Source organism: Gardnerella vaginalis 1500E (assembly GCF_000263595.1).
Taxonomy (GTDB): Bacteria; Actinomycetota; Actinomycetes; order Actinomycetales; family Bifidobacteriaceae; genus Bifidobacterium; species Bifidobacterium vaginale_E.
Map to the genome: position 1 here is coordinate 97,013 of NZ_ADES01000012.1, position 6,955 is coordinate 103,967.

7 protein-coding genes and 1 pseudogene are annotated in these 6,955 nt (G+C 36.1%); 1 reads left to right on the forward strand and 7 read right to left on the reverse strand.

Annotated features, from left to right (window positions below):
* Window positions 1-75: 75 nt before the first annotated feature.
* The 4 genes and pseudogenes from CGSMWGV1500E_RS02300 to CGSMWGV1500E_RS0106090 all read right to left on the reverse strand — a co-directional run bounded on the left by CGSMWGV1500E_RS02300 (window position 76) and on the right by CGSMWGV1500E_RS0106090 (window position 3,262).
* Complete coding sequence (locus CGSMWGV1500E_RS02300) at window positions 76-255, reverse strand: hypothetical protein (protein ID WP_004128547.1); 180 nt, start codon at window positions 253-255, stop codon at window positions 76-78.
* Between the two features lie 453 nt (window positions 256-708).
* Window positions 709-2,187 carry an Lsa family ABC-F type ribosomal protection protein gene (locus tag CGSMWGV1500E_RS02295; protein WP_004113321.1) on the reverse strand — a complete coding sequence of 493 codons (1,479 nt, stop codon included), beginning with the start codon at window positions 2,185-2,187 and terminating at the stop codon, window positions 709-711.
* Between the two features lie 107 nt (window positions 2,188-2,294).
* Window positions 2,295-2,579, reverse strand: coding sequence for a hypothetical protein (locus tag CGSMWGV1500E_RS06500; protein WP_004114737.1), 285 nt, complete (start codon window positions 2,577-2,579; stop codon window positions 2,295-2,297).
* A gap of 91 nt (window positions 2,580-2,670) precedes the next feature.
* Window positions 2,671-3,262, reverse strand: a pseudogene (locus CGSMWGV1500E_RS0106090) (DUF4097 family beta strand repeat-containing protein).
* A 129-nt stretch (window positions 3,263-3,391) separates the two neighbouring features.
* Between CGSMWGV1500E_RS0106090 and CGSMWGV1500E_RS02285 the strand changes: the two are divergent.
* Entirely contained in the window at window positions 3,392-4,195 is an 804-nt protein-coding gene (locus CGSMWGV1500E_RS02285) for a sulfite exporter TauE/SafE family protein (RefSeq protein WP_004128553.1), read from the forward strand.
* A 114-nt stretch (window positions 4,196-4,309) separates the two neighbouring features.
* On the opposite strand, the gene CGSMWGV1500E_RS06295 is transcribed toward CGSMWGV1500E_RS02285, so the two are convergent.
* From CGSMWGV1500E_RS06295 to CGSMWGV1500E_RS06300, 3 genes are all read right to left on the reverse strand, one after another.
* Window positions 4,310-4,942, reverse strand: coding sequence for a metal ABC transporter permease (locus tag CGSMWGV1500E_RS06295; protein WP_004128556.1), 633 nt, complete (start codon window positions 4,940-4,942; stop codon window positions 4,310-4,312).
* Between the two features lie 239 nt (window positions 4,943-5,181).
* A complete protein-coding gene (locus CGSMWGV1500E_RS02280) occupies window positions 5,182-6,621 on the reverse strand; it encodes an InlB B-repeat-containing protein (RefSeq protein WP_004128559.1) in 1,440 nt (479 codons plus the stop codon).
* A 217-nt stretch (window positions 6,622-6,838) separates the two neighbouring features.
* The coding region (locus CGSMWGV1500E_RS06300) for an LPXTG cell wall anchor domain-containing protein (RefSeq protein WP_155114869.1) at window positions 6,839-6,955 on the reverse strand (117 nt) is incomplete at its 5' end.

Here is a 6,955-nt window from a genome sequence, read left to right on the forward strand (position 1 = left end):
TGACTATTACTGACAGAGATCAGTAATAGTCACCCAACGTGAGATATTCAACTATTGACTTGAACCAAACAAAATTCAATCAGTCTTTCGAAGGACAGTCTTAAGCGAGATCACTGTGACACCAATAGCAAAAGAGGTAAAACCAATTCTAATAGCAAGTGTGCCATCCCATATTAAGGCAACCAGCATCGCGATTAAGGCAACCGTCAAGCCGAATGTCGCTACTTCACGGCAAAAACGAACGAGCTTGTCCATTCCTTAAATACCTCCTCGTTCACATACTAATAATCAGGTTTCATTTTAACTTTTGAGCTATATTTTACCACTCAACAAAGTGGGTGCAGGGTGGGTGCAAAGTGGGTGCACCTTTTAACGTTAACATCCTGTGCACTCGACCCTAGAGCGTCGATATCTTACCTCATACAGAAAAATAGCACTAAAAAATCACGCCAAGCCAGCCTAAAGCAGCCACACGCTAAACCTTTTAACAATAGCCCTCACTAAGCCTTGCTGCACAAGGGCAAAAATGCACCCACCTATTAAGCCCTTGACATCAATACGACAGTCTCACGTGTATCAAGACTACCCTTATGATAACCATGCATCAATAAAAGAGCCTTAACGTTCATTGCAGGAGAGAAACTGGCAAGGGGAATGTCGTATGATGATAAAAGTCTAAGGCACTACAAACTGGGATTTGGATTTTACTTAAAATTGTATTATTTTATTAGCGATATCTTCTACAAATCGCTTATCGTGTTCCACAAATATGAGTGTAGGCTTTGCTTCTTTTATAATTTCCTCAATCTGTATTCTTGATATTACATCTATATAATTCAGTGGTTCGTCCCAAACAAATATATGAGCTGGCTTTGAGAAACTTACAGCAATTAAAACTTTCTTTTTTTGTCCATCACTATAATTCTTCATATCCATTTCAAATAATTCTCTTGAAAAATCTAATTTTCTTAGAATTGTTTTACACAATGTTTCATCAACATCTTGCTTGTGAATATATTCATTTAGGCTACCTGTTAAATTAGATGTGTCTTGAGGAATATACGAGATTTTTAAATTACCTGCTAATTTTATCTCACCTGTATACTCGTGATTTATACCTAATAAAATTTTAATCAAGGTTGATTTTCCGCTACCATTACCCCCATATATAGCCACTATGTCGCCTTGCTTTATCTCGAAACTTACATTATTTAGGATCTGTCTCTCTCCATAGCATGATGATAAATTGCTAACCGATATTAGAGGATTTTTATGATGATGTAATGGATGCAATAATAGACTTTCCTTTGTTTCGATATCTTTTAGTAAACTCTGTTTTTCTTCTATTGCCTTGTTTTGTCTATTCTCCAAATTCTTAGATTTTTTCATCATCTTGGCTGATTGATGACCTATATGTCCTTTGTCTGGTTTTACACCTGATACTTTTACACCATTTTTAGTATTTTCAATTTTATCAGACCAAATTTGACTTTGTCTTGCAGACTCTTTTAATCGTTTAATATCTTTTCTTAATCTCTCATTTTGACTAATTTCAAATTGGTCTTTCATCACTTTGTTTTCATACCATGATGTAAAATTTCCCGATTGGACATCAATAGAATTCCTGTTAATAGAAATAACATGATTGATACAACCATCTAAAAAATCTCTATCATGAGATATAAGCAAAAATCCTTTTTTACTTTTCAGATATTCACTTACAATTTTTCTTCCGTCCATATCTAAATGGTTTGTTGGTTCATCAATAAGTAAAAAGCCATCTTCTCTTGTAAACAAAATAGCTAAAAGGATTTTTGTTTGTTCCCCTTTAGAAAGCGTTTCAAACTCTCTGTAAACAAGGTTCTCATCTACATTTAGCAAACTGAGTTCTCTAAATAACTTCCATTCTTCATCATCTGATATTAGTTCTTTATATAACTCAATTCCTAATTTTGAAGTATCGCTTATATTTGGTGGAAATTTAATAAATTCAACATCCTTGCTTATTTTACCTTGATAAGTTTCTTGATTTAAAAGTAACTTAAATAGAGTTGATTTACCGATTCCATTTCTTCCTATCAATCCCGTTTTCCAGTTTGTATCAAAGGAAAACGATACATTTTTAAATATGGGTTTTACATATCCATAATATGAGAAAGTGAGGTTTTCAATTTTAATTACTGACATAAAACGCCTCCCTAAATTATCATTTACCGCCCGGGTGCAAAGTGTGTGCACCTTTTAACGTTTAGTTTTTCATGTATTACTACGGTTATCACTGCTTTGCTTTTCAGTCATTTCAATTCTCGATTAGGTAATTTTCCAGTTCTCAAAGCGACAGTAACAAACTCAACCTCTTGCAAGCACTTCTCGCAAAGTTCATAACCTTCATTGAAGTTCACTCTTGACCTAAATGTGCTAGCAATGAATTCGCATGGTGAGGTGATCCTTTCAACTACACCGCACCGTTCGCACTCAGCATACACATTCCCATCCTTAATCGGAATAAACATTCCATGATCTTTCTCATTTCCCATGACGCTAACATCTTCGAAATCATCAAATTTTACATAGAGCATATACGGCTTCCTCCTTTATCGGTATGTCTATATACGCTCTAATTCCAACTTATATCAAGTTTTATTGCTTCTTTTTTGATCTATATGTCTGCTACTTCGCAATAGCTTTCCCATTAAGACAGTGCACCATGTAATGCGCAAATCCATCGTTTTTACAATTTACCTTCTTCTTATCTGAAACCTCGGTGACACCATTCTCACAATCTACTTCAAGGCTTGCATCCTTGGTGATTGTTCCTTCTAAAATACTCATGCCATTTAACGTATCAAGCGTACAAACATGAGTTACTTCTACGTTTGTTGCTGAAGCCAACCCATTATAACATTTAAGAAAGACATCATCCGCCTTCAAATTAACAACTTCTACCTTGCCATTGTTCACTTCTACATAAAGCTTACCAATCTCAATATCCGTGATGAGCACTTGATTAGAATCAGATTCAACCTCACAAACTTCCACATCATGTGGCAAACTCACAACAATTTCAGGCATACCCTGAGTAAACCACCTCAGCCAATTCGAAGCTGAAACTTTTTTAGTTTGAATAAGCCTTATAACATTTTGCGCTTCCTCAACCCTCAATATATCTTGTTCACAGTTAAAAGCTCACACCAAAGGTATCAGCACGTTTCACCGTTAAACGAACATCTTTCGTCTCTGCGATAAACTTCTTATTATCCATTACTTACGTTAATTAGATAAATAAATACATAAATTACAATTGAACTAGTATAGAAATATTCTATTTTTCACATAACATAGTAAAAGTAGTGAATAAAGTACGAGGAGGTAATTTGTGAAGAAAAGATATATGTTGAAAAATATTTTTAAAACCAAATATAATTTCCATAATATTGTTTTAATCGTTTTCATTGGACTATTAGCAGGTTTTTTATCAGGATTGTTCGCTGTAGGTGGGGGAATTGTGATAGTTCCTGCATTAACTGTTTTTATGAAATTTGATCAGCGTCATGCTACTGCTACTTCTCTTGTTGCCATAATTATAACGTCGCTTTGTGGAAGCATTGTTTACGGTTTAGACGGCAAAGTGTCATTTTTATCAGCATTTTTTCTAATAATAGGTTCAGTTTTCGGATCACAAATTGGGGTATATTTTTCACATATTTTGCCTAAAAAAATATTTCCTTGGTGTTTTACACTTTTTGTATTACTAGTTATATGTTCTAGTCAAGTTTGGATTCCGTTAAGAAATGTAGATTTTAATGTTAATTTTTTAAAAGCTATATGTCTTATATTTATAGGCGTTTTTTCTGGTATTTTTTCAGGTATTTTAGGCGTTGGTGGCGGAGGAATTATAGTGCCATGCGTGCAACTTTTGCTCGGCATGGGAGACCTTATGGCAAGAGGAACTGCTTTGCTTGTCACGCTTCCTACAGCTATAAGTGGTAGTATTGCTAATGCTCGTTACCATTATACTCATTTTACTGAAGGAATTATTATCGGTATTTTTGCGACATTTACTGTAAACTTAGGCGCAATAACTGCGCGCAGTATTTCACCTTTTATATGCAATATATTGTTTTGTATTTTTTTGTTCAGTGCATGCTTACGAATGATATTAAAAACAGGTATTTTAGCTAAGAATAAGCGTTAAATATGTAAAGTCTTTGACTTTTATTTATTTGAAAAAATAGTTTTGAATATAAAAAGTGGGGCTTAGATTTAAGCCCCACGATATAGGAGAATGTTATAAAGTAACTTTTTACAATTATGCCATTTGAGTAACATCTCTTTTTGCTTGTATAAATTTTATTATCATGTTTTTTGCGTGATAAATAATTACGCAAACTATATAAACAATTGCAGAAAATACAGTTATCATTCCTCCGGAAGATAGACCTAAATAAATACTTGAATAGAGACCCAAAGTTCCAGCTATAATTCCAAGTATTGGAGCAAAAATTACCGTTTGCCATATTGATGAGCTAAGTTTTATAGCTGCGCTTGCAGGTCCTACTATCAGAGAGATAGATAATACTGAACCAACAGCAGGCATCACTATAACGACTGTAACTGTAATCATTATTAGTATGATAAAGTCAGTTTTACGCAAATTATATCCGCTTGCTTGCATACACGTTTCATCGAGGCATGCAAAAATAATTTGTTTACCATATGCAAGTAATGTGATTATGCATGCTATTAATGCTATTGAAGTTACTTGTATATCCAATGAGTTAGCTGTTAATATATTGCCAGAAATAAAACTATTTACTTTTAAAGGTATTGGTTGGAAAAGTTTCAATAGTAAAAAGCCTAGGGCGAATCCTACAGTTAAAAGCACTCCAGACGCTGTATTTGGACCTTGTCCTTTTACTTTGGAGATTACATCTAGCTTCATTACGTGTTGTATACAATGAAGCTTTGCTTTTGAACTCTGAAACTATTGCTCTGTACTCTGAAACTATTACTCTGTACTCTGAAACTTTAGAGCTTGGAGCATCATATTATTTCTTATTGAGAATAAAAAAGCTTACATCTCAAATAACACTTAAAAAATAACACTCAAAAAAGATGGCTCTAACATATCGCTAGAGCCATCTTCTAATAAACAATGCTAGTTACTTAAAACAAGCGTGCTTACTTATTGTTTTCTTCCGTCATTTTCTTCTTAAGAAGAATTGCAAGTCCGGCAATCGAGAAACCAAGTGCTGCAAGCAAGCCTGCAAACGACGCCGATTCACCCGTCTTAGGAATCATGCCAATACGCTTTTCAGGCTGCGGCTTATGAGCTGGCGTCGGAGTTGGAGCCGGAGTTGGAGCCGGTGTCGGAGTCGGAGTTGGAGCCGGTGTCGGAGTTGGAGTCGGTGTCGGAGTTGGTGTCGATGTCGGAGTTGGAGCAGAATCTTTCGCGTAAATGGCATACACAGTCATATCACCATTAACTACGCTTTCTCCCGTAAACGTCTCACCCTTACCATTTTCCTTCGTATTCCACTCCTTGAAGGTATAACCGTCCTTCGTTGGATTCTTCGGCATGTACTCATTAGTCAACGCATCAGTATTAATAGCCTTACCAGTTTCCACTTTCACTTTTGCATGAGTCTTATTGCCATCCTTGAAAGTAACTGTTCTTTGAATCCGCTTCCACTGAGCGACGTATGTTACGTCACGAGTTACCTTATTCGCAACGGTAGGAGTCCAGCCTGTAAAAACATAATCTGTTCTGCTTGGAGCGGTTCCCTTAAAAGCAGGAGTATCGGAACCCGAAGCAGCTTTGTAAACCTGATCGGTAAAAATTGCTTCGTTGTCAACGCCATCAGTATAAGTTATCGTGTATTCTCTTACAAAGCTTACTTCTATAGTGTGAGGCGATTTTACAGCCTTGAATTCATATGAACCCGAAGCTGTATGTTCGACGGTCTGTTCTACTCCGTCTATCTTCAGCGAAGCTATTATGTATCCTTTGTTGGCTGTAAAATTGTATTTCTGATTTTCTCCGTATGTGACTTCTGTCTTTCCGGCAGGAGTTATCGATCCGCCTTCACCGGCAGTTGCCGTGATAGTAGGATTAAGGTTTGCATAGACCTTATAAATTCGCTTAATTAATGTTGATTCTCCTATAGTCCCCGTTCTGTTTACGGAAATCACATTTCCCGATGTATAAGGAATGCTCTTGTTGTTGTGATCTTTCGAAAATGAATAGAAAACACCTTTGTAGTTTCCGTAGTCCTTGTCTTTAAAAAACTGCTCGTACGTCCAATTCTTAAAAACCCAACCTTCTTTTGCAGCGGCAGTGTACTCCCTTACGCCTGTAAGCTGAGGGTCAACTCCACCCGAATTTTTGTGAGTGATAGTTATCGCGGCTGCAGGCGAGCCGTTATCGTCTTTTACAGAATAAACATGCAGCTCTGCGTCTTTTATATACGGTTCCTGCATGTCTATTTCCGTATATTTGTTGGCTTGCTTAGATGCTACCGCATCGCCACCAGCAAATGCCTGCGTAGTTCCAGCTACTACGCCAAATGCTACTAATGTTGCCAGCAGTAGCCCCATTGTCTTTTTTGCTAACAATTTCATCTTATTCACATTTCCTTATTAATCTAAAAATGTTCTTTTTATTACTTTGAAAAAACTGCATAAAAATAGGCAGAAACACATACCTATCCATCAGGTATATAATTCTGCAAATTAAAAAATTCTACGTGAAAATAGACAGAGTTATGCTGTCTGTCTGTTTATCTGTCAAGGATTTTGTCAGTCTTTTCATGGCTTGCCAACCTTTTATGCTAAGACGTTATTCACAATCCTTCATTTTTTTGTAAAGTACTCCAAGACCAGCTAAAGATAGCCCCAACGCAGAAAGAAATGCGCCAAGAGAGCTGGATTCACCAGTCTTAGGTAATGTTGATGG